At 44.9% G+C, this 19,336-nt stretch carries 16 protein-coding genes and 1 riboswitch; of the genes, 3 read left to right on the forward strand and 13 right to left on the reverse strand.

Annotated elements, in window-relative coordinates; genetic code table 11:
- Positions 1–260: 260 nt before the first annotated feature.
- Positions 261–977 (forward strand): Crp/Fnr family transcriptional regulator, encoded by a 717-nt coding sequence (locus J2T20_RS21830; protein WP_307591507.1) that lies wholly within the window; start codon positions 261–263, stop codon positions 975–977.
- Between the two features lie 554 nt (positions 978–1,531).
- Here the strand turns inward: J2T20_RS21830 and J2T20_RS21835 are convergent.
- From J2T20_RS21835 to J2T20_RS21875, 9 genes are all read right to left on the reverse strand, one after another.
- Positions 1,532–2,368, reverse strand: coding sequence for a formate/nitrite transporter family protein (locus tag J2T20_RS21835; RefSeq protein WP_307591509.1), 837 nt, complete (start codon positions 2,366–2,368; stop codon positions 1,532–1,534).
- A gap of 27 nt (positions 2,369–2,395) precedes the next feature.
- Positions 2,396–2,716, reverse strand: coding sequence for a nitrite reductase small subunit NirD (nirD, locus tag J2T20_RS21840; RefSeq protein WP_307591511.1), 321 nt, complete (start codon positions 2,714–2,716; stop codon positions 2,396–2,398).
- A gap of 29 nt (positions 2,717–2,745) precedes the next feature.
- Entirely contained in the window at positions 2,746–5,172 is a 2,427-nt protein-coding gene (gene nirB, locus J2T20_RS21845) for a nitrite reductase large subunit NirB (protein ID WP_307591513.1), read from the reverse strand.
- A 203-nt stretch (positions 5,173–5,375) separates the two neighbouring features.
- Positions 5,376–6,083 (reverse strand): hypothetical protein, encoded by a 708-nt coding sequence (locus J2T20_RS21850; protein WP_307591515.1) that lies wholly within the window; start codon positions 6,081–6,083, stop codon positions 5,376–5,378.
- Positions 6,084–6,244: 161 nt separating this feature from the next.
- Positions 6,245–6,949, reverse strand: a complete 705-nt coding sequence (gene ric, locus J2T20_RS21855) for an iron-sulfur cluster repair di-iron protein (RefSeq protein ID WP_307591517.1) — start codon at positions 6,947–6,949, stop codon at positions 6,245–6,247.
- A gap of 104 nt (positions 6,950–7,053) precedes the next feature.
- Positions 7,054–7,779: a hypothetical protein gene (locus J2T20_RS21860; RefSeq protein ID WP_307591519.1), complete on the reverse strand. Its 726-nt coding sequence runs from the start codon at positions 7,777–7,779 to the stop codon at positions 7,054–7,056.
- 627 nt (positions 7,780–8,406) lie between these two features.
- On the reverse strand, positions 8,407–8,727 hold the full coding sequence (locus J2T20_RS21865) for a winged helix-turn-helix transcriptional regulator (RefSeq protein ID WP_036657719.1): 321 nt from the start codon (positions 8,725–8,727) through the stop codon (positions 8,407–8,409).
- Positions 8,728–8,853: 126 nt separating this feature from the next.
- The gene (locus J2T20_RS21870; protein WP_307591521.1) at positions 8,854–9,177 is read right to left on the reverse strand and encodes a hypothetical protein; all 324 of its coding nucleotides are present in this window, start codon (positions 9,175–9,177) and stop codon (positions 8,854–8,856) included.
- Between the two features lie 15 nt (positions 9,178–9,192).
- Positions 9,193–10,128 (reverse strand): Gfo/Idh/MocA family protein, encoded by a 936-nt coding sequence (locus J2T20_RS21875; protein ID WP_307591523.1) that lies wholly within the window; start codon positions 10,126–10,128, stop codon positions 9,193–9,195.
- A gap of 156 nt (positions 10,129–10,284) precedes the next feature.
- On the opposite strand from J2T20_RS21875, the gene J2T20_RS21880 reads away from it, so the two are divergent.
- Positions 10,285–10,887: a TVP38/TMEM64 family protein gene (locus J2T20_RS21880; RefSeq protein WP_307591525.1), complete on the forward strand. Its 603-nt coding sequence runs from the start codon at positions 10,285–10,287 to the stop codon at positions 10,885–10,887.
- A gap of 54 nt (positions 10,888–10,941) precedes the next feature.
- Positions 10,942–11,922, forward strand: a complete 981-nt coding sequence (gene msrA / locus J2T20_RS21885) for a peptide-methionine (S)-S-oxide reductase MsrA (RefSeq protein ID WP_307591527.1) — start codon at positions 10,942–10,944, stop codon at positions 11,920–11,922.
- A 675-nt stretch (positions 11,923–12,597) separates the two neighbouring features.
- Here msrA and J2T20_RS21890 read toward each other — a convergent pair.
- The 4 genes from J2T20_RS21890 to J2T20_RS21905 form a co-directional block, all read right to left on the reverse strand.
- The gene (locus J2T20_RS21890) at positions 12,598–13,674 is read right to left on the reverse strand and encodes a DUF4349 domain-containing protein (protein ID WP_307591529.1); all 1,077 of its coding nucleotides are present in this window, start codon (positions 13,672–13,674) and stop codon (positions 12,598–12,600) included.
- Positions 13,675–14,006: 332 nt separating this feature from the next.
- The gene (metE, locus tag J2T20_RS21895; RefSeq protein WP_307591531.1) at positions 14,007–16,310 is read right to left on the reverse strand and encodes a 5-methyltetrahydropteroyltriglutamate--homocysteine S-methyltransferase; all 2,304 of its coding nucleotides are present in this window, start codon (positions 16,308–16,310) and stop codon (positions 14,007–14,009) included.
- A 170-nt stretch (positions 16,311–16,480) separates the two neighbouring features.
- Positions 16,481–16,689, reverse strand: a riboswitch (cobalamin riboswitch).
- A 502-nt stretch (positions 16,690–17,191) separates the two neighbouring features.
- A complete protein-coding gene (locus J2T20_RS21900) occupies positions 17,192–18,052 on the reverse strand; it encodes an undecaprenyl-diphosphate phosphatase (protein WP_307591533.1) in 861 nt (286 codons plus the stop codon).
- A gap of 283 nt (positions 18,053–18,335) precedes the next feature.
- Positions 18,336–19,130: a TIGR00266 family protein gene (locus tag J2T20_RS21905; RefSeq protein WP_307591535.1), complete on the reverse strand. Its 795-nt coding sequence runs from the start codon at positions 19,128–19,130 to the stop codon at positions 18,336–18,338.
- Between the last annotated feature and the right edge of the window lie 206 nt (positions 19,131–19,336).

Raw genomic sequence — 19,336 nt, forward strand, 5'->3', positions numbered from 1 at the left:
GCAATAACTGAACATAAAAAAAGAAGCTGGAAACCATTCTCTGTGAATGTTGGTCTCCAGCTGTTAATGTATGAAGATAAACTCTCTCTACACCTAATTTACGAGAAATCATATTAAATCTCACACCTTTGAAGTGAAAATAATCACAATGTTAAAAATTCGACACTTTTTACGCAAATTTTTTACCCATTAAGAGGAATTCCAAGGTATAATTAATTTAAAATTTACTAAAAAATGAGGGAATAAAGGGGATGTCGATTATGAAGGAACATTATAATGTTATCGAAGCCCGCGGAAATACAAACTGTTTCTCCGAACAGAACTTTAACAGACTTCTAGTCACAATGAAAGAGCGCATGGTACCGGAAGGTTCACACCTGTTCTGGGAAGGCGACTTTTCGGATAAATTGTTTTATATCAAACGTGGACGTGTGAAATTAACCAAATCAACAGACGAAGGTAAAGAATTAATTCTGTATATGTATCAATCCGGCGATATGGTAGGCCAAGCTGACCCGTTCTTCAGTACGAAGCACAGCTTCACTGCGGAAGTAATCGAGGAAAGCGAAGTTGGTGTTATCGAGCAAAAAGATCTGGAGATTCTGATCTGCCAGCATTGCGACTTTGCCATTGACTTCATGAAATGGATGGGTATCCACCACCGTCTGACACAAACCAAATTCCGTGATTTGATGATGTATGGTAAGCCGGGAGCTCTCTGCTCTACATTGATCCGATTGGGCAATACGTATGGTGAGAAGAGCGGCGAGAACATACTGATTAACAAAAAAATAACGCATACCGACTTATCCAATATGATCGGGGCTACCCGTGAGAGCGTTAACCGGATGCTTAGCGATCTTCGTAAGAAAGATGCGGTTGAATATGAGAACGGTATGATTGTTATTAAGGACCTAGGCATGCTTCAAGATATTTGCCATTGCGAATTGTGTCCGAACGAAATTTGCCGTATTTAATTTCCTTTTAACATTACCCTCTATTCTCCTCATTGAAACATATATGGCCCAGTTATTGTTCGATTCATAAAATAGAGTGGTCAAAGGCGTCCGGATACTGGCGTCTTCTTTTCTATGTTCATATCCGTCGGATAGACGGTTGTGCTTGCGATGACGCTCCGCGAACGGACCGTTGCTACAATCGCTGTTGTGTCCAGATTTTAATTATTCCCCTTAGCGGTGAAAATCCGGACACAGCTTATGCTTTCGATGCTAGTTTTCCTTTGGAAAACTTTCGGGCGAACGCTACCGCTTTTCCACAATCGTTCCGTCCTCTCCGCTACTTTCAGCGGAAACCGTTCCAAAGCGAATGCCAATCGCGTCCGATTCAGATGACACCTTCATGCTAATGAAGGAAGATCACATGCGTATACCCGGTATCTAGAGCCTAATTCAAGCAATCCACTACAGATCAAAAACGAAAGCGAGCCAGTCTCCAATAACCCGGAGACTGGCTCGCTTTTTAGCATTTAAGGCTTTGAAGTACAAAAAGTTATCTCATTCGTCAAAAATACCTACTTATGGGACAGCACCTTGTTTTTGTTTTGATGGTTTGCTGAAATTAAAGGTTTCTGAATACCACGCACGGGTGAGATCAGCCAGTAAGCCATACCCACGAACACTGCGCCGCCAATCATATTACCTAATGTTACAGGGATCATATTGTGCAGCCACCCTGCAAACGTAATGGTTTCTGGATGATTCGGGAGCACAAGAGCTACACTAAGAAGTGTCATATTAGCTACGCTATGCTCATATCCGCTGGCGATAAAGGCGAACAGACACCACCAGATCAATATGAGCTTGGCTGCTTCACTCTTAGCACGGGAGGACATCCAAATCGCCAAGCATACCAGCCAGTTACAGAGAATGCCGCGGAAGAACAGCTCCGAGAATGGAAGGCTCATTTTTTTAGCGGATGCTGCAAAGATTAAGTGCTCTGGTGGCGCCGCACTGAACAATCCGGTACCCCGAATTAAAAGGGCAAGAATCACAGCACCTCCAACGTTACCGATGAACACAAGGACCCAGTTCTTAAGAGTATCCGAGATACTTGTTCTCCCCGAAAGCGTACTTACGGTAAAGAACATGTTATTTCCAGTAAACAGCTCCGAGCCTGCAAAGATTACAAGGGTCAGTGCGATACCGAAGGATGTACCCATTACAAGCGGTTGAAAAGGTGATTTGGCAGCTGCCAGTGGTGCCCCTAATGAGAAGATAAGAATAATACCAATGCCTACATAAGCCCCTGCAAGCAGAGCCGCAAGGAAATACCTGGACCAGCTTTCGTTCATTTTGTCCCGTTTACTGACTGCTGCTTCTACGATGTTCTCTACACTTTGAGTAAACATATTCCACCCCGTCATCTCTTTATATAATTATATGCTAACCGTCACCAATTCCCCATCTATTGTAACAGGGTAAGTTACTACTTTTCCGTGATCCGGAGCTTGGACTTCACCTGTCCGAAGATCAATTTTCCAATCATACAGCGGATCGTACAAGTAGTATCCGGAGACCATTCCCTCTGCCAGAGGGCCGCCTTTAGGGTGCGGACTAGAATTCTCTAACGCATAGACAGCTCCGTCTGAGGTGCGAAATATGGCCAGCTCTACATTACCGGCAATCACTACACGCCCGATCTGCATCAGAAAGTCCTGCACAGTGCCTACCGCATACTTTTGCTTTGTCAATTCCATCGTTTTCTCTCCTTTTGGGTAGCTTTCAGTTAAACTCGGGTATCCTCAAACAATGCCGTGCGTGTATTCTCATCATTCAGCATTTTTTTCCAAGGATCAGTAACCTGAGCTAATGCAAAATCAATCCGCGCAGCCAATTCTTTACGGTTCGCTTCATTTTCCAAAATGGCCGTCTGAATGCTCTCCAGCCCCATACGCTCCACCCACTCAGAGGTTCTTTCCAGGTAATTCCCGGTTTCGCGGTAGTATTGCATCACAGCGGAGCATACTTCAACGAGTTCATCATCCGTTTTCACTTTGCAGAAGGAGTCCGCGATCCGCGGTTTGATTCCGCCGTTACCTCCGATAAATACTTCCCAACCGCCGTCATTGCCGACGATACCGATATCCTTCGTGCAAGATTCTGCACAGTTACGAGGACAGCCGTTAACAGCCATTTTAAATTTAGCAGGGAAATCAAGACGCTCATATTTGCGCTCCATAAGAGCACCCATACCCATCGAATCTTGAGTACCGAAGCGGCAGAACTGCGACCCTACACAAGTCTTAACCGTACGAAGGGATTTGGCATAAGCATAACCAGATGGCATATCCAGCTCTTCCCATACTTTCGGAACATCCTCTTTCTTCACGCCGATCAGATCCAGACGTTGACCCCCGGTAACCTTAACAACCTTTACATCATACTTCAGAGATACTTCAGCAATCTTCATCAAGTCTTCAGGTGTTGTTACACCGCCATACATCCGCGGTACAACCGTAAAGGTGCCGTCTTTCTGAATATTAGCGCCCATGCGCTCATTCACAAAACGTGATTCCTTCTCATCTTCATGAGTGTCCGGGTAAATCATGCCCAGATAGTAGTTGACCGCCGGGCGGCATTTAGAGCAACCTTCCTCTTGTTTCCAGCCCAGTACGTTCATCACTTCTTTGGTTGTTTTTAATCCTTTTGCTGTAATCTCAGCCACGATCTCATCACGGCTTAATGAAGTACAACTGCAAATCCCCTGTTTCGCACCTTGCTGAAAGCTGTCACCAAGTACGAATTGAAGAATTTGTTCTACAACCGGTTTACAACCCCCGCAAGAGCGTGTAGCTCCGGTGCAGGCTTTAATTTCGTCCACTGTTGTAAAACCATTCTCGGTTACAGCATCTACAATTGCCTTTTTGGTTACACCGTTGCAGCCGCAGACGATTTCTTCATCTGACATGGCTTCTACGGACATCCCTTTCTTGGCTTCACCGCCACCACAGCAGCCGGTACCCATAACTTCTGCATAGATTTCATCCGTCATTTCCGATCCTTGCTTAACAAGCTTTTGCAGACTGGCTGATTCGGTTACATCCCCGAACAAGACCGCTCCGACGATGATGTTATTTTTGAGCAATACTTTCTTGTACGTTTTCTTCCAATCATCCTTGGCCGAGATCACCGTATGTTCAGAGGTTTCCATGAACTCACCGGCTGAGAATACATCGACACCTGATATTTTTAATTTCGTGGACATCACAGAGCCTTCATACGGCTTCGTGTCCACTCCGCATAGATGTTTAGCTAATACTATTCCCTGCTCAAAAAGCGGAGCAACCAATCCGTAACATACTCCGCGGTGTTCCGTACATTCACCAACGGAATACACATTGTCCATCGAGGTTTGCAGATAATCATTAACAACAATCCCACGATTGACTGTAATATTACTGTCTTTAGCTACCGCTATATTCGGCTTAATTCCAACAGCCATCACAACAAAATCGGCTTCAAGCTCACTTCCATCACTGAAACGCAATCCGTTTACCCGCTGAGTCCCTGTCAATTCAACTGTTTGTTTGCCCATTGCAAACTTCACACCTTGACGCGTAAGTTCTGACTGCAGCATCGAGGATGCGTTGCGATCAAGCTGACGCTCCATCAAATCTTCCATCAAATGAACAACCGTTACGTCCATTCCCAGGTTAACGAGACCTTTGGCAGCTTCAAGACCAAGCAACCCGCCGCCTATAACAGCAGCCTTCTTATACAGCTTGGCCGCTTCCAGCATAGCATCACAATCTGCGATATCACGGAAGCCTACAACGCCTTCTTTATCACATCCAGGAACAGGTAGGATAAAGGAGTTAGAGCCCGTTGCAATAATTACTTTATCGTAAGAAACCGCCATACCAGAATCTGTTATAACCTGTTTATGGGTTTCATCAATGTGAGTTACAGTCATTCCAGTGTGTAAGGTAATGTTGTTGTCCTTATACCAATTTAAATCATTCAAAATAATATCATCCACTGTTTTACTACCTTCAAGAACGTATGACAGCATGATCCGGTTATAGTTAGGGTGTGGCTCACTTCCGAAGACGGTTATATCATAAGTACCGCCAAGCTTTAAAATCTGCTCAATGGTGCCAATACCTGCCATACCGTTGCCGACCAATACTAACTGTTCTCTCTTATCTGCCATTATAAAGTGCCTCCTTAAAGCTTCTGTGTAAACTCTTATATTGGTATTATCGTTTAAAATTTGAAGGGTCATTGTGATTACAATCACAATAGTTGTGAATGTTTTCACATCATTTCGTGACAAAAAATACTATATATTTTCTAAAACACAAATAGCCAGATTCCCCAGTAATTTCGGAAATCTGGCATTTATTATTTTAATGATTATCGTAAATTTAGAACAATCTCCACTTCATCCTGAGGACGAAGCTTCATATCCAAACCGTTCTCCATTAGCAGCTTGCCATTAACCTTGACCCTCCAGACTTCATCCGATAGAGGTGAATATTCATTAACCATTAGGATATTCTTATTATTTTCGGAGAGCTGCACCAAGCCGCTGTTCTTCAATAAACTCCTAACAGAGGAATCCGCTATAAATCGTAATACATACGATTGTGTCATCTCCGGGTGATCGCTTGCCCCATTTAAAAACAAAATTACAGATTCAACGGACTCCATATTGCCCTTAGGCATAGCTATTAATTTAATATGATCCGTTCGATCTACAGCATGATCCCAATCCTCATAGCCGAGTGGTTCATCGCCAACCTTAAGTTCCCACTTCAACTGCGGATCTAGGGAGACATCACTTACCGAAAGTATACTCTTCCCATCCTCAGCAAATACAACGATCCCGCTATTCCTTAGCAACTCCCGCAGAGTAATGCCTTTCTTGTAGGCACCGCTGAGCTGTTTGTTTCCACTTCCGTTGAACTCACTGTCGCCCACATAGAAGGATAGAAGAGGACCGTTAACAGTTGCCTCTGTATAGCTGCCTTCCACTTTAGTGTCTAAGATCGTTGAGCATCCGCCTGCTGACATCATAATAATTAACCCTAGCAATCCGCGCCACAAAAGCTTCGTGGACATTTACCCGCACCGCCTTATCCCGTCTAAAGAATAATATCTACTATAAGGATAACGCAAGCAAGCCTCCTTCTCAAATAATCCTTGCGGGCACCTGAAAAAAACGGTCGTAGGATCAAAAAAGAGAGCCCCTGTTAGCAGGGACTCCTATTAAATTGCTGTAATTATTGGTATCTAGGGAACAATATATTATTTTCTAAATGAACATGTTCAAAAGTCATGCCTTCCAACTCTTCAAGCCGTGCATAGGTTAAACGATAGGTTGTGCAAGCGTGGCCCGGTGGAGTGAAGTCATTGGTAATTAGACGCATCTGCTTCAAAATATCCCCCGCTGCATCATGCTCATCTTCTAGATCATGAAGAGCCTCACGAAGTTCTGCCAGCGCTGCTTCATTAGGATTGGCTATATAGCTAAGAATCTTCGGAAATTCACTCTCTTCTTCTTTGGCTGTATGTTGAAAGAGTTCTTCTTTGAGTGTGTTAAACAGCGTATACAGTTCTGCCAAGTGGGGGGAATCCTCACCATGAACACGGAACACCTTGGTTACATTTTGCCCGATCAAGGGTAACTCTTCACGCAGGAAACGGTGATGCTTGTTCACAATATGGGATATAAGCTCATCAGAAGGTGCCGAGTTCCATACCATGTCTTCTTCAAGTACCGGATATTCTTCCAGCAATTTATACAAATCGCCAATTACAGCTTCCGGGTCCAATCCGCGCTCACTAACTGCTTCGCCTAGTGGTTTGGCACCGCCACAGCAGAAGTCAATCTTGTTCGCTTTGAAATAATCAGCAGATTTAGGAAACTGCAGTACGATATCTCTCACCATTGCTTCATTATTAAAAAAAGGTAATTTGGTAGCCATTAAGGTTCCTCCTTAGGTTGTTGGATCAGGTTTTCTTCTACCTCTCCACCTTACCCCTGAAAGGAATACCCCCTTGTGATTATAATCACTGAAATTAAATCTCTTTATTGAACAAAGGCTTCCATATATGTCCGCTTACCCTCAGAATCTTTTAAATAAGGACCCAAACCAGAAAATTGGGCTTGGTTCACATATACACCTGTCATCCATCTTCCTTCAGTCAAGCCGCCCTCCCACTGAAGAACCAGATGTGGAGCGGAGATCCATTCCTGATACACGCGTATATTGTTGCCGTTATACTCTTTAAACGGTTTGGAAAGCTCTCTAAAGCGTACATCGCTAATATAAGTGGGTACAAAATAAGATGCAATCGTCTCCAATTCTTCACCATCAAACAAGGTTTCTCCACCCAGGAAAGGATGAAACAACAACGTTTTCTCAAAGATGGACCATATGGTGGCCTGCAGCATCATACTTTGTCTTCTACCGTTATGAAATTTGTATGCACGCTGATTAAGTAGTTTGTCATTATCCTGATAGAAGTCGTTTGATTCCAAGCAATGCCGCTCACAGCCGATACATTTCCAGCCAGACGGACCTTGTATCCATTTCTGAAATACAGTCCCGCTATCGTTATCACCTTTGTATAGGGATGAAATGAACTCGTAAGGAACTCCAATCCAGGCATCCCATAAAAAATCCGGAAGATGGCTGTGAAGCATATGCAGCGCCTTGTCGTAAATTAACTGGACTTTGACGGAAGCCTCCTCCAACTCGGCAGCATCCTTTTTTCCATACTTAATCTCCCGGGAAAACAGGGTCGTTCTCATCTTCCTCGCCTCCTGAAAGTTTTGCTTGGCAAAACCCAAATTAGTAAGCGCTTCCACTGCGGGCAGAGTGACGGTTTTTTCTATTATATTACATACCAGCCGATGAAGTGCAAGTTTTTAATTAATAAAATTCAAAAAGAAACAGCTTCACCGCCCTCAACGGGAGCCTATGCTTCCGAAGCAGCGATACTCCGTATCGCTTTCAGGTATCCGTTTCTCGTAGAAATATAAGAAAGTATACTAAAAACGGTTCTAAACCAAAATTAGTGGTTGACGAAATACCCTACACCTCTATGCGAACTGTATAGCCGCTATTTAAGTCTCAAAAGGTCATGCGAATCCCAAGCGGACTCAGGAGACGCTATTCAATCAAAAACAGCCTCTTTTGGAAAGAAAACTGCTCAGGTAGCGTCCCTGGTGTCCGTAAAAATTCCAAATCGTCCGGTTTTGCTCCAATAAGGTTTTCTCTGTCCGGTTTACGCACGGGTTCTCTCTTTTTGGTTCGACAAGACTCTAGGTCAACCCCTAATTTTGAGATAGAGCCCTAAAAACTTATACTTTCTTATATTAAAAAAGCCTCTTCCCTTGAAGGGGAAGAGGTTTACCTGCAGCTGCTGCTGATGAGAATTACTTCACCCAGGATTCTGCCCAGGATTGAATTTGCTTCATAACAGGTTCCAGTGCGCGGCCTTTGTCTGTCAATTCATATTCAATGCGTACCGGTGTCTCAGGATACACATGACGAACTAGAATACCTTCACTTTCCAAATCCTTCATCCGCTCAGACAGCATCTTATCACTCATCGTGGGGATTAGACCGGAAATGTCTTTAAACCGCTTCGGTCCGCTCATCAACGTCTGAATAATAAGGCCATTCCATCGTTTGCCTAAAAAGGAGAAGGCCGTTTCAAATCTGGGACACATCGTGCTCACATGATGTTCTTCCATTTTTCTCACCTCTCACTAAGTGAAAACTTACATTTAGTTAGTATATATAATTTTAACACATTTTAAACCTATTGAACATCGTTTACCAAAAAAAAGTTCATCTACTTATCTATTATATCCTTGCTGTCAATCCCCTTTTTCCTGTGCCGAGACCCTCTGTGAAATAGCTTCTGTAACCACATAAGCTAAGTCATCATTGTTGTAAAGCGAAAGTACACCGAGAACAGTATCATCAGAAATAAATCCTGCCTCTTCCTCGGAAACCGTCAATTCCAACGCTTTGCGAAGTGGCTCGTTACCGGCCTGCTGCGGATAAGCTTGTAGATATAATGCTTCCGGATCCAGACTATTATTTACGCACCACTGCGCAAAAACAAGAATCATCATTTCCTCATCCCGTTTGTAGCTTTCTACAATCTTTTCTTCCATTGATTTATGGTAATCGTCCATGTTGTCTCCCCTCCTTCAGTCCGTAAGCTCCGCAGCAAGTATATGACTAGGCAGTACTTCAGCTGCGGAAATCCCGCATTGCTCCGGTGTATGTATGTTTTTTAGAAAATGGTCCACTACGCCGCTGAATCCTCTTCGCTCTAGAATGGTATCCCAGCTGCCAAAGCCCTGATTACGCGGAAGAGCACCCTGCTCATACAATACAGCGCGTTCCATATCGACTACCTCAACTGATCTTCCGTTTCCATGCAGCTCCAGCTTCTCCAGATCGGCTCCAGCCTCACGAATCATGCTGTACATCCCAATGGCACCATTCTCCCAGCCTAGCATGCCAGACGCTTGCAGCAGACGTCCCTCTTCATTGCTCCGTAGATTGCCCCGAAGCAACTCGTAATCTCCACCACACAACCATAAGAGCAAATCGAGCATGTGGATCAAGTCATCATGCACCGTCTCATGACTGCTACCCTTTTGCAGCTTGGTACGGTGTTTAATTGCGCTGCAATGGCTAATTCCGCCGTTTTTCTCCAGCCAAGCTTTGGCAGCTGCATACATAGGGGCAAAACGTCGGTTGAATCCAACTGCCAGAAGAAGTTCTTTTTCCTGCGCAAGCTCCGCTAAACGTTTAGATTCGTCCAGTTGATAGGACAATGGTTTATCAACATAAACAGCAACGCCATGATTCAGGCATTTCGAAACAATGTCAAAATGGGTAGGCGTTGGGCTATGCACAAACACTGCATCTAAATCCCAGGACAACAGCTCGTCCAAATTAGTGGTACCCTTGGGAAAGCGGTAGGAGTTCACTGTACCCTGAACCGTTGCAGGTGAATGGCTAAGCACACCCACTACCTCCGCTTCATTGTGACGCGACAGCAGCGGCAGGTATACCTTTCGGGCAATGTCTCCAAGTCCAATCAGGGCAATTCTTTTTCGTTGTTGATCCTTCATTATAACCATCACCTCGTAGCCTGTGATTATGTATCACGTCTTCACTCTTCTCGATATTATACCTTGTCGAAGCATTGTCGAGAAATGATCTTTGCTTCTATTGTTCGCTTTTTTTCAGTATGATGAAGTGAAATACTCCTAAGGGGCAATATTAAGATGAGAAAATGGTTGCTAGCTATCCTGTATGTGTCGGGGATGGGCGCCGCGTTTATTTACAGAGAATCCATACTTGACTGGATGAGACAGGATCAAAGCTTGGTCTTAACTTTTTTGGCAGCTACTTTGCTGGCTCTGTTTCCAGTCGTCCCATATAAAGTAGTCATAGGCTTGTTTGGATATGTATATGGCAGTGTTGGCGGCGCCGCACTTTGCTGGGGGGCCACAACATTTGCCGCGGCTCTAATGTTCGTTTGTGTTAAATATTTATTTAAGGGAAGTGCAAAGAGGTATCTCACCTCCACACCGGCTCTTGATAAGTTTACTACAGCTGTGGAGAAGCGGCCTTTCGCTTCCGTCGTATTAGCACGGCTAATACCGATAATCCCTCAGGCAGCGGTTAACATTTATGCCGGTGCAGCCGGCCTGCCCTTCGGAAGCTTTCTTCTTGCTACAGCTATAGGCAAAATTCCGGGTATCGCGTTATTTTCTTTTCTGGGAGACAATCTTTTTCAACATCCGCTGAGTGCTGTAGCTGCTATAGTGATCTATATTTCCGTTCTCGGACTTTCCTGGATAGTTTTGCGTACTGGATTTATTTGAATTATAATTAAATTGTGATCTATTTAATTGCATTTTGTTATCGGAGGGATATCAATGATTGATAATCATACGGATAAACGAGAAATCCGGACCGAAAAAGCAACATTCGCGGGTGGATGTTTTTGGTGCATGGTATCCCCGTTTGAGGAGCTTCCCGGCATTATAGAGGTAGTCTCCGGTTATACGGGTGGACATACAGTAAATCCTACCTACGAAGAGGTATGCTCTGAAACCACAGGGCATGTGGAGGCGGTACAAATTACCTTCAACCGTGAAATATTCCCTTACAAGAAGTTGTTGGAGCTCTTCTGGCAGCAAATTGATCCTACGGATGAGGGGGGTCAGTTCTATGACCGCGGGACTTCTTATGGAACAGCAATTTTCACACATAGTGAAGAGCAGGAACAGCAGGCACTGGCTTCTAAGGCGGAACTGCAGGAGAGCGGCCGCTTCGATAAACCAATCGTAACTCCAATTCTGCCGGCGACAACGTTTTATCGTGCAGAGGAATATCACCAAGGATATCATCATAAAAATCCGGGTCATTACAAACGATACCGTAAAGGCTCCGGCCGGGATTCCTTTATTGAGAGCCACTGGTCACATCAAGAAGACAAGGAAAGCTTGAAAAAGCGACTCACTCCGCTGCAATATGAAGTCACACAGAACAATGCCACGGAATCCCCTTTCCGTAACGATTTCTGGGATCATCACGGGGATGGCATCTATGTAGATATTGTATCAGGCGAGCCGCTGTTCAGTTCATTGGATAAATATGATTCCGGCTGTGGCTGGCCAAGCTTTACCCGGCCGATCCGTGATTATTCCGTCAAAGAAAAAAACGACACCAGCCATTTGATGATCCGCACGGAGGTACGCAGTAAAGTAGCGGATTCCCATCTTGGCCATGTATTCAATGATGGCCCAGATGAGAATGGTCTTCGCTACTGCATCAACTCCGCCGCACTTCGTTTTGTCTCCAAGGAAGAACTGGAGACCGCAGGGTATGGAGAGTATCGTACTCTCTTCCAGTAGGTTTAAAGATTAGACCCATAAATTAAGGGAATCCAGCAGTCTTAAATTAGACTGCTAGATTCCCTTTTTAGTTACCGATAGTATTAATTCAGAGGATTAACCGGCTCTTTCTCGAAATCAGAGCTTGACATTCCGTCTACATCACTGTGCCGGGAACGATTTCGATCTAACTTCGCCTGATGGTTCACCGGGTTTGAGGCGACTACGCCTTACAGGTAGCCGAATCCGGGTTGCAGACCAGTCCTTCGGCGAAATAGAGTGTATCACCGACAAATAAGGTAAATCGTCTACCTACATGGGTTTCCATATATATATAGTTGCACAATGTACACTTATCTTTCTCCCTTAGCACACTTTAGGATGTTTAATTGCACTTTATACACTTATTTTTGGGTATTCCGGGGTTTATCCGACCTATTCGTGTTTTTAGTTGCACAAAGTACATCTATCCATACATCACAGCGCCAAATGCTAGAAATAAGTGTATAAAATACATCTATTCCTCTGACTACCTCCGAGTTTTCGGTAGGATCAAGAAGTTTGTGTATGAGAGTAGAAAGTAGTTTCTCGGGTGTGGTTTGTAGGTGTTCGCCAAAACGTTCTATTGGGCGTAACGGATTTCTGTCCTTCTCGTCACCTAACAAGCACTGATTTTGGTGTTCAGCCGATTAACCCTTACAGTTTATCATCTGCATCTGGCTGCTCCTTCGCTTGAACTCGATTAGTCACAGAAACGTTCCGGTTCTGCTCCTTCAAAGGACGCTGACGGTTTCGTCCAGTTTTACGATACCAGAGCACTATAGCTAATATTACAATTCCAGCAAGTAAGATCGGCAGGGCTGCCGCCAATATAATTACAAGCCACTGAAACATAGTGGAGATGACTTTCAAACTGCCGTTAAGCGCATCGGAGGCCCGATCGAGTAGAGGCCCTTGCTCTTTCTCTTTCTGCAGCGCGATAACCTCATCTGTTTGATACAGGCGTAATTCTACGGTTGAGAAGGACACATTCTGATCAATATAACGCATTCTGCCTTTAATTTGTTCGATGGACTCCTGAATGGAGCCAAGTTCATTCGCAAATGCGACCAGATCGTTAGATTTCGTAGCTTTTTTCATAAATTCGATATATTGGGCTTCCATAAGCTGTTTTGCTTTAAGACGAGACCCCAGATCCACATACTCTTCCGATACGTCTTGGCCCTCAATATTTCTTTGTAGAGATTCGTTCTTAACCTTCTCCAGATTGTTCAGAAAGGAGGAGAAGCCGGAAGCTGGAACCTTTAGAATGAAGGTACCTCCCTGCTCAGCCTTGGACATATTCTCCGTAAAGCCGATAATATAGCCTTGCGCTAAAGTGATCATATTTCGCACTTCACTTTGCGCCTTAGCATAATCTTTGACTTCCATTGTAAGATTTGCGCGGTAAATCAATTTCTTATTCAACCCTGCGACTACGTCATTTCCGGTAAAGCCTACACTTGTATCATTTACCTCAATTGCAGTAGTCGTAGAGGTATTTGAATCTTGGCTGCTGCCCCCGTCTGAATCTTCTTTAGCAGCACTTACAGGAGCTTCTTCGGATGAGGACGCTTGATCTGCGGTTGCTTCCGTAGATGCTTTGGAATCTTCCATTGGCGCAGCAGCAGAATTTGATGCACTATTGGCAGAATTATTGTTGCCAGAACCGCACCCCGTCAATGTAATCATCAGTACTAATAACCAAATACAATACAGACCCCACTTTTTCATTACTTTTCCTCCTTAGCTGGAATAACTAGCCAACATGAATAAATACCATTCCACACTGCCGGAATATCTCTGTTATTTATATTAATTCCGGCCATTGATTATTAGACGTTCCCAGTAGTTGGAAGGTTGCACTGGCTCACATGAAAAATACCCTCGATTCATAATGAATGAGGGTATTCTCGATTGAACAAGCTCCACCTTGTTCAACGGTTATTTATTTATGCTGTCCATTCACTGCAGGGAGGTGAACCCTCATGGCAAAAGACTTGTTTTTAAGAAGAATCCTTCTAATCTTTATCCATCTTATCAAGAGTGAGAACTATTATCAAGTACTAAATACGAACCGCCTTTTTCTTTTCTCTTGCTATAGCAGCGGCCTCCACCATATTACGGAGTGCCCCCTCCGTCTCCTCCCAGCCGCGAGTCTTAAGTCCGCAATCCGGATTAATCCAGAACTGCTCCGGCTTGAGTGCGAGAAGCGCTCGGTCAATATTAGAGGTCATTTCCTCAACGGTTGGTATCCGGGGACTGTGAATATCATACACACCCAGACCGATGCCTTTATCATACGCCTGCTCTTCGAAGCTTACGATTAATTCCCCATGGCTGCGGGAAGTTTCAATCGAGATGACATCTGCATCCATGGCAGAGATTGAATCAATCATGTCATTGAATTCGGCATAGCACATATGCGTATGGATTTGTGTTGTGTCTTTAACGTGGTTAGTAGAAATACGAAACGCCTTTACTGCCCAGTCCAAATAGTTCTGATGATCCCTGGCTTTAAGGGGTAGTCCTTCACGAATTGCCGGTTCATCCACTTGAATCATCTCTATACCAGCATTTTCGAGCGCTTGAACTTCTTGGCGCAGTGCTAATGCAATCTGATTCGCTACCTCTTCACGGCTTAGATCATCTCGAACGAAGGACCAATTCAGGATGGTAACAGGTCCTGTGAGCATACCTTTAACCGGCAGCTTCGTTAGCGATTGAGCATATACGCTTTCTTTTACCGTCATAGGCTCAATAAAAGCAACGTCGGCATAGATCACAGGGGGCTTCACACAACGGGAGCCGTACGATTGAACCCAGCCATTACGGGTGAACAGATATCCACCCAGCTTTTCCCCAAAGAACTCCACCATATCCGTCCGTTCAAATTCCCCGTGGACCAATACATCCAGACCCAGCTTCTCTTGGAAGGCAATGGCAGCCTCAATCTGTTCCCGAATGAATAGGTCATAGCGATCCTGCTTCCATACACCCTTGCGCCATTTCAAACGGGCTTGTCTTACCTCTGGCGTTTGCGGGAAACTACCGATAGTTGTAGTTGGAAGCAACGGCAGCTGCCATTTCTGCTGCTGGATGTGCACTCTTTCTGCAAATGGAACCGTACGTCTGTCCGGAAGATCCGTCAGACCGCGGACCTGTTCCGCTACATCCTGGAGTCCACGTTCCGGTAAGGCCCGGAATGCCGCCAAGGCTTCACGGCTGGCTTGAAGTGCGGCGGCAACCGATTCCACCTGATCATTCACAATCGCTGCCCCTATAAGGCTTAATTCTGCCAACTTCTCGTCAGCAAAAGCCAATGCCTGTTTTACAACTCCCTTCAGCTTATCCTCTCCCTGAACGGTAACAGGCACATGAAGCAGACTGCTGGAAGGCTGTAGAATTAAGTGATCTAGGCCCACAAAAGCCGTTAGCTTCTCAACCAATTTAAGCTTCGCGTCCAGATCAGAGCGCCAGATGTTGCGTCCATCGATAATACCCGCACCCAGCCATTTGTCCGTAGGCCAACCGAGGCGGCTGATCGACTCTAAATTCCCCCCTCCGTCATGCACAAAGTCCAGACCGAGACCGGCAACCGGCAATTGAAGCAATTCTTGCAGCGGCTCGGCCGCTTCGAAATACGTCTGCAGCATAATCTTCAATCCCGGTACAGCGTCTGCAATCGATTGATAAAGGCGCTTCAGCAGAACGATATCTCCAGAAGCTAGTCCGGTTACTATCGCAGGTTCATCCATTTGTACCCACGATACGCCTTCCTCTTCCAGTTCTTTCAGAAGCTGAATGTAGACAGGCAGGAAGCGATCGGCAATCTCAGCCAACTTCGAGGACGGAAAGCCTTTAGAAAGCTTCAAAAAGGTGTAAAGTCCAACAATGACCGGCTTGCCTTCAATACCCGCTTGAGATTTGGCGAAGCGGTAGGCAGCTAGCGGTTTGTTCTCTGTTAATTGCGGCTGTTGCTCACCAATCTCAGGGACAATGTAATGGTAATTAGTGTTGAACCATTTTGTCATTTCACAAGCCGTTGCACGTTCATTACCGCGGGCCATTGCAAAATATAGATCTAGATCAACTGCTCCACCCTTATAATCATACCGATCTGGTATAATGCCGAACATTACAGCAGTATCTAACATATGGTCATAGAAAGTAAAATCATTAACCGGAATGAGTTCAATCCCGGCTTCTTGTTGGGTCCGCAAGTGTCCCAGCTGTATAGAAGCCATTTCAGCCCGAAAACTTTCCTCACTTATGCTGCGGGACCAGAAAGCCTCTAGTAACTGCTTCCATTCCCGATTTTTGCCAATTCTTGGGTAGCCGAGATTGCTTAATTTAACTTTATGCGTCATATGTAGCGCTCCTTTTAGTCTTTTTTTAGATCAAAGTACCGGAAATTTAACGTTCATAACTTCAACTCAAGAAACAAAAAGGGCGTCTTTCCCTAAAAAAGCTTAAGGGAAAGACGCCCATGATATTCTGATGAATAGCGTCTAACACCTCCCTATCTCCCGTAGGTAAAGCAGTGCTGTCGAAACAGGCAGGTCTCCTGGCTATCGGCGTCAACATCCTTAAGCAGTCTTCCCGGCAGTAGTAATCTGCCAGTGACAATCGTTGCTAAGAACTCTTCCGTTACAGTGGCGGGACCGCGTCGGCATTACACCGAACTTCCCTATTAAGCTAACCGGAACTACTAATCTTCCGGCAAGCACCTGTTTCCGTTATTAAATTTTACATCGGGTTATCAATCTAAAGTTTATGTTACTTTAAATCCAAGTAAACCGCAATAGATTATATGGAATACTTATTATAATGAATACTTATACTTAAATAAGATGTACTAACTATTTCCATTTCACACCTCTGCGCTGCGGACTGTATAGCCGCTATTTAAGTCTTAAAGGCTATGCGAAACATGATGCGGACTCAGGAGACACTATTCAATTAAAAACAGCCTCTTTTGGGAAGAAAACTGCTCAATAGCGTCCCTGGTGTCCATTAAACTCCCTAATATTCCAATTTTACTCAAATAAGGTCTTCTCTGTCCGTTAGCGACCGCCCGAAAGCTTTCCGTAGGAAAGCTAGCTTCGAAAGCATAAGCTGTACCCGGATTTATACCGCAGGAAGCGATATCATTCAATAATCTGGGGACAACAGCGACCGGAAGTCCAAACATTCACCGTAGTTACGTCCTTCACCAAGCAGCGCATGTCAAAATTTTGCAGTCTATATTTTAAAATATCACCAGATATAAGACCCCGGCAAGCACAATTCGGTATATGGCGAAAGGAAGCAGTTTAATTTTATTAATTAGCTTCAGGAAAAAGCGCATCGACAGCAGCGCGAACACAAAAGCACTGATAAACCCGGCGATAAAGAATGGTAGAGCTTCCACTGTAAAGTACTGCCAGTTCTTGATCAAGGAGATCAGGCTTGCCCCTGCCATAATCGGAACTGCCATGATAAAGGTGAAATCCGCAGCGGCACGATGACTCATTCCAAGCAGCACACCTCCGGAAATGGTAGAACCCGAGCGGGAGAAGCCGGGCCATAGCGAGAAGCATTGGATAAAGCCCACTGTCAATGCCTGTCTGTATGTAATTTGATCGACACTTTGTACCGTTATCTTCTTCGGTGCGAACAAATCTGCGGCAATCATAAACAGAGCGCCTATAACCAGACCAATCAGTACGGTTGAGGTAGAAAATAAATGCTCATCTATGTAGTTCTCGAATAGTAATCCCAGCAAACCTGCGGGTATTAATCCAACAATCACCTGTGCCAGCTTTAGACGGCCCTTAGTCTCTACAGAGGGTTTTCCCTCAGCTTCTACTTGAAGTTGCTTGCGACTGAAACGTTTCAAGCCTAGCAAATCAATGAATCGATTCCGAAAAATTATCACCACGGCTAAAATGGATCCAAGCTGAATCACTACTTTGAAAGTATTTGCTGTGTATTTTCCGAGAAAATCCTGTGACCTCAGCCACATGTCATCCACAATAATCATATGACCCGTGGAGGATACCGGAGCAAATTCAGTTAATCCTTCGACAATGCCTAGAATAATTGCTTTTATAATCGTTAGCAGATCCATACCCTTCCCCCCTTAGGTTTTATATTCCCATCATTAATATGTAAACTTATGCAGCTATTTCTGAAACTTGCACTTAACTTACATTTTTTCACCAAGAAGAAACGGCTTTGCCGTCCTTAATGGGAGCCTATGCTTCCGAAGCAGCGATACTCCGTATCGCTTTCAGGTATCCGTTTCTCGTAGAAATATAAGCAAAGTATACTGAAAACTTATACTTTCTTATATTTTAAAAAAAGCCGCCCACCGATACCCCGGTGCAACGGCTTCGACAATAACGATTCAATTATCTGCCATCCAGCAGATTGCCTAGCCCTCCGAGAATACTGCCTTCCTCTTTCCGGCCCGAACTACCGGCAGCTGACAGAATACGATCGGCCATCCGGCTAAACGGCAGGGATTGTACCCAGACCTTGCCCGGTCCGCGCAGCGTTGCGAAGAATAACCCCTCACCGCCGAATACCGCCGTCTTTATTCCTTTTACCATTTCAATGTTATAGTCTACGGATGAGGTCATGGCTACAAGACAGCCTGTATCCAGCTTAATGGTCTCCCCGGGCTGCAGTGTTCTTTCTAGAACATAACCGCCGGAATGCACGAAGGAAAGGCCGTCACCCTCCAGCTTCTGCATGATGAAGCCCTCGCCGCCGAAGAACCCTGCGCCCAGCTTGCGCTGGAATTCGATTCCTATGGATACACCTTTAGCCGCACAGAGGAAGGAATCCTTTTGACAGATTATTTTACCGCCGTATTGCTGCAGATCAAGCGGAATGATTTTGCCGGGATACGGTGCTGCAAAGGTTACAGCTTTGCGTCCGTAAGACCCTGCATGTGTGAATACAGTCATGAACAGGCTTTCTCCTGTAAGCAGCCGCTTGCCCGCGCCCATCAGCTTGCCCATCAGTCCGCCTCCGCGTGAAGCCCCGCTGCCATCCCCAAAGATCGTCTCCATTGTAATTTCCGGGTCCATCATCATGAAGCTCCCTGCTTCAGCTATTACACTCTCACCGGGATCCAACTGGACCTCCACACATTGGATTTCTTCACCCTTAATTACATAATCAATTTCGTGAGCACTCATAACCTGGTATCCTCCTTCATCTTGACAATCTTTGTCTGAAAATATATACGCCTAGATTAATCTATGGTTTCACTGAACGCAAGGTTGAAAACCTCTCAATCGGGTAGGAGACTACCCATTAATTGAGTAGCCGACCTCCCACACCACCGTACGTACCGTTCGGTATACGGCGGTTCCTAAGTTTACGCATTAACTTGTCGATAATA

The organism is Paenibacillus wynnii (genome assembly GCF_030812855.1).
GTDB lineage: Bacteria > Bacillota > Bacilli > Paenibacillales > Paenibacillaceae > Paenibacillus_AQ > Paenibacillus_AQ wynnii_A.

What these genes read in the sequence shown, in the direction of transcription:
- J2T20_RS21830 (WP_307591507.1), top strand. Translation starts at nt 261, where the DNA reads ATGAAGGAACATTATAATGTTATCGAAGCCCGCGGAAATACAAACTGT.
- J2T20_RS21835 (WP_307591509.1), bottom strand. Translation starts at nt 2,368, where the DNA reads ATGTTTACTCAAAGTGTAGAGAACATCGTAGAAGCAGCAGTCAGTAAA.
- nirD (WP_307591511.1), bottom strand. Translation starts at nt 2,716, where the DNA reads ATGGAATTGACAAAGCAAAAGTATGCGGTAGGCACTGTGCAGGACTTT.
- nirB (WP_307591513.1), bottom strand. Translation starts at nt 5,172, where the DNA reads ATGGCAGATAAGAGAGAACAGTTAGTATTGGTCGGCAACGGTATGGCA.
- J2T20_RS21850 (WP_307591515.1), bottom strand. Translation starts at nt 6,083, where the DNA reads ATGTCCACGAAGCTTTTGTGGCGCGGATTGCTAGGGTTAATTATTATG.
- ric (WP_307591517.1), bottom strand. Translation starts at nt 6,949, where the DNA reads ATGGCTACCAAATTACCTTTTTTTAATAATGAAGCAATGGTGAGAGAT.
- J2T20_RS21860 (WP_307591519.1), bottom strand. Translation starts at nt 7,779, where the DNA reads ATGAGAACGACCCTGTTTTCCCGGGAGATTAAGTATGGAAAAAAGGAT.
- J2T20_RS21865 (WP_036657719.1), bottom strand. Translation starts at nt 8,727, where the DNA reads ATGGAAGAACATCATGTGAGCACGATGTGTCCCAGATTTGAAACGGCC.
- J2T20_RS21870 (WP_307591521.1), bottom strand. Translation starts at nt 9,177, where the DNA reads ATGGACGATTACCATAAATCAATGGAAGAAAAGATTGTAGAAAGCTAC.
- J2T20_RS21875 (WP_307591523.1), bottom strand. Translation starts at nt 10,128, where the DNA reads ATGAAGGATCAACAACGAAAAAGAATTGCCCTGATTGGACTTGGAGAC.
- J2T20_RS21880 (WP_307591525.1), top strand. Translation starts at nt 10,285, where the DNA reads ATGAGAAAATGGTTGCTAGCTATCCTGTATGTGTCGGGGATGGGCGCC.
- msrA (WP_307591527.1), top strand. Translation starts at nt 10,942, where the DNA reads ATGATTGATAATCATACGGATAAACGAGAAATCCGGACCGAAAAAGCA.
- J2T20_RS21890 (WP_307591529.1), bottom strand. Translation starts at nt 13,674, where the DNA reads ATGAAAAAGTGGGGTCTGTATTGTATTTGGTTATTAGTACTGATGATT.
- metE (WP_307591531.1), bottom strand. Translation starts at nt 16,310, where the DNA reads ATGACGCATAAAGTTAAATTAAGCAATCTCGGCTACCCAAGAATTGGC.
- J2T20_RS21900 (WP_307591533.1), bottom strand. Translation starts at nt 18,052, where the DNA reads ATGGATCTGCTAACGATTATAAAAGCAATTATTCTAGGCATTGTCGAA.
- J2T20_RS21905 (WP_307591535.1), bottom strand. Translation starts at nt 19,130, where the DNA reads ATGAGTGCTCACGAAATTGATTATGTAATTAAGGGTGAAGAAATCCAA.